The sequence below is a fragment of the uncultured Wocania sp. genome, assembly GCF_964021735.1.
Lineage (GTDB): Bacteria > Bacteroidota > Bacteroidia > Flavobacteriales > Flavobacteriaceae > Wocania_A.
In genome coordinates, this window is the sequence record NZ_CAXIBN010000269.1 from 1 (window position 1) to 2,499 (window position 2,499).

Annotated in this window: 3 protein-coding genes; 1 reads left to right on the plus strand and 2 read right to left on the minus strand. The window is 33.0% G+C overall.

All coding sequences use genetic code 11. The annotated features are described in order from the left end of the window. Together pheS and AADI82_RS14825 are read right to left on the minus strand one after the other, a co-directional pair. Window positions 1–1,013, minus strand: a 1,013-nt coding sequence (gene pheS, locus AADI82_RS14820; RefSeq protein ID WP_341217187.1) for a phenylalanine--tRNA ligase subunit alpha, incomplete at its 3' end; no start/stop codon positions are given. 248 nt (window positions 1,014–1,261) lie between these two features. Further along, on the minus strand, window positions 1,262–1,618 hold the full coding sequence (locus AADI82_RS14825) for a hypothetical protein (RefSeq protein ID WP_034042621.1): 357 nt from the start codon (window positions 1,616–1,618) through the stop codon (window positions 1,262–1,264). A gap of 191 nt (window positions 1,619–1,809) precedes the next feature. On the opposite strand from AADI82_RS14825, the gene AADI82_RS14830 reads away from it, so the two are divergent. Next, entirely contained in the window at window positions 1,810–2,325 is a 516-nt protein-coding gene (locus tag AADI82_RS14830; protein ID WP_341217188.1) for a CvpA family protein, read from the plus strand. The last annotated feature ends 174 nt before the right edge of the window (window positions 2,326–2,499 follow it).

A 2,499-nucleotide genomic window follows, 5' to 3' on the forward strand; every position in this document is an offset into this window, starting at 1 on the left:
GCAGATTTAAACTGCTCTAAAAACCGCACATCATTTTCACTTAACAAACGAATATCGCCTATTTGATGCAACAACATCGCGATTCGATCGATACCAACTCCAAATGCAAATCCTGAATATTGTTCGGCATCAATACTGCAATTGGTTAATACGTTTGGATCAACCATACCGCAACCCCCAATTTCCAGCCAACCGGTTCCTTTGGTTATTTTGTAATCGGTTTCGGTTTCTAAACCCCAATACACATCAATCTCTGCACTTGGTTCTGTAAATGGAAAGTACGACGGGCGCAAACGTATTTTACTTTTACCAAACATTTCGGTTGTAAAATATTGCAAGGTTTGTTTCAAGTCTGCAAAACTCACGTCTTTATCTATATATAATCCTTCAACTTGATGAAAAAAACAATGTGATCGTGCCGAAATAGCTTCGTTACGATATACTCTACCTGGAGAAATTGTACGAATAGGCGGTTTGTTATTTTCCATGTAGCGTACTTGCACAGAACTGGTGTGTGTACGCAGTAAAATATCTGGATTGGTTTGTATAAAAAAGGTATCCTGCATATCGCGTGCTGGATGATATTCTGGTAAATTTAATGCTGTAAAATTATGCCAATCGTCTTCAATTTCTGGGCCTTCGCTTACATTAAAACCAATACCCGAAAATATATCTATAATTTGATTTTTTACGATAGAAATAGGGTGGCGTGCACCTATTTGAATAGGTTCGCCTGGGCGTGATAAATCGCCAAAAACACCTTTTACTTCTTCTTTACTTTCTAGTTCTGTTTTTAAAGCGTTTACTTTATCTTCAGCAGTTTTTTTAAGCTTGTTTATGGTTTGACCAAATTCTTTTTTCTGGTCGTTTGCTACATTTTTAAACTCAGCAAAAAAGTCGTTTAGTAATCCTTTTTTACCTAAATATTTTATACGGAATGCTTCAACTTCTTCTTTAGATTGTGCTTTAAAGGCTTCGGCTTCGGCTATAAGTTCTTTTATCTTATCTATCATAACGTCATTTAAAAAATGAATGCAAATTTAATCAAAATATCGTCATTACGAGGAGTAAACGGTGAAGTAATCTTTTTAGAAGAAACAGATTGCCACAGCAAATAAAAAAATTTGCTTCGCAATGAACGTAAAAAGCGAATTGGTTAGGGATTGAACGGTTCGACTGCGCTCACCGCAGGCTAATTGTTTGAGCTCCTCGTAGAGAGCGACTAGTGAAAGCCCGACCCTTGCGGTAATGCCAAAATTATTTATACGATATAATCGGTTTCTAAAAAATAGTTTACAATGGCTTCTTTCATTAATATACTTTGTTCGCCTGCTTTTAAGTGTGGTAAAGTTTCTAATGCTTTGTAGTGTGGCCAGCCATCGTTATCTACAAAATCGAGTTCGTAATAACCATAAGGCACGAGTAGTTTACAAATGGCAATGTGCATTAAATCTAGTTTTTGGTCTTTTTTATAAGTTCTGTTCAACTGCCCAAGTTCTTGCACACCTATTAAATAAATAATGGCGTCGAGATCTAAAATGTCTCCATCTGCAAATTGGTCGGATAGTTTATTAACTACCAAACTCCAGCGTTCTTTTAATTGTTCGTCTCTTGACATTAAATATGATATAAATAGATGATACCCAATTTATACTGAAATAAATTCAGCATAAGAAATTGGGATTAGTTCAACCTAAAATATTAATTATACAATAAACGCTTATTAATATTAGTTTGACTAATTTAAAGTTGCAAAGTTAATAAACCTAAGTGTGACTATTATTTTATATTTGTTTAAATTGTTTAATTATGAATGTTATAGATATAGTTTTGGCTGCTTTAATTTTATTTGGCCTTATTCGTGGTTTTATGAAAGGGCTTTTTGTTGAAGTGGCATCTCTTATTGCTTTAATTGCTGGCGTTTATGGCGCTATACATTTTAGTAATTTTGCTGCCGATTTTTTACAGAGTAAAGTAGATTGGAATGAGAAAACTATTAATATTACAGCATTTGCAATAACCTTTGTAATTATTGTTTTAGCTATTGCTCTTGCTGGAAGAGCACTTACTAAATTAGCAGATTTTGCTGCATTGGGAATTATAAATAAATTTTTAGGTGGCATTTTTGGTGCTTTAAAAATTGCACTTATTTTAAGTGTCGTTTTAAATATTTTTGACAAAATGAACAGCACCATTACATTTGTTGATAAAGAAAATATAAACGATACCGTACTTTATAAACCTGTGAAAGAATTAGTGCCAATGATTTTTCCGAATATATTAACCCCTAAGGAAGATAATATTACTCCTAAAAATGAAACTTAATACATAATTAGGTTTTCTATTAGTTTATTTAACTCTAGTTGAAAACACGTTCCGTTAACTAAATCATCAATTTTTTTTAATTCATTATAGCTCATCGCAAAGCTTGTTTGCGCATTTGGAACTTCTAATAACATAAATTTACACGAATTTTGATTGCTGCATTCATTACATTTT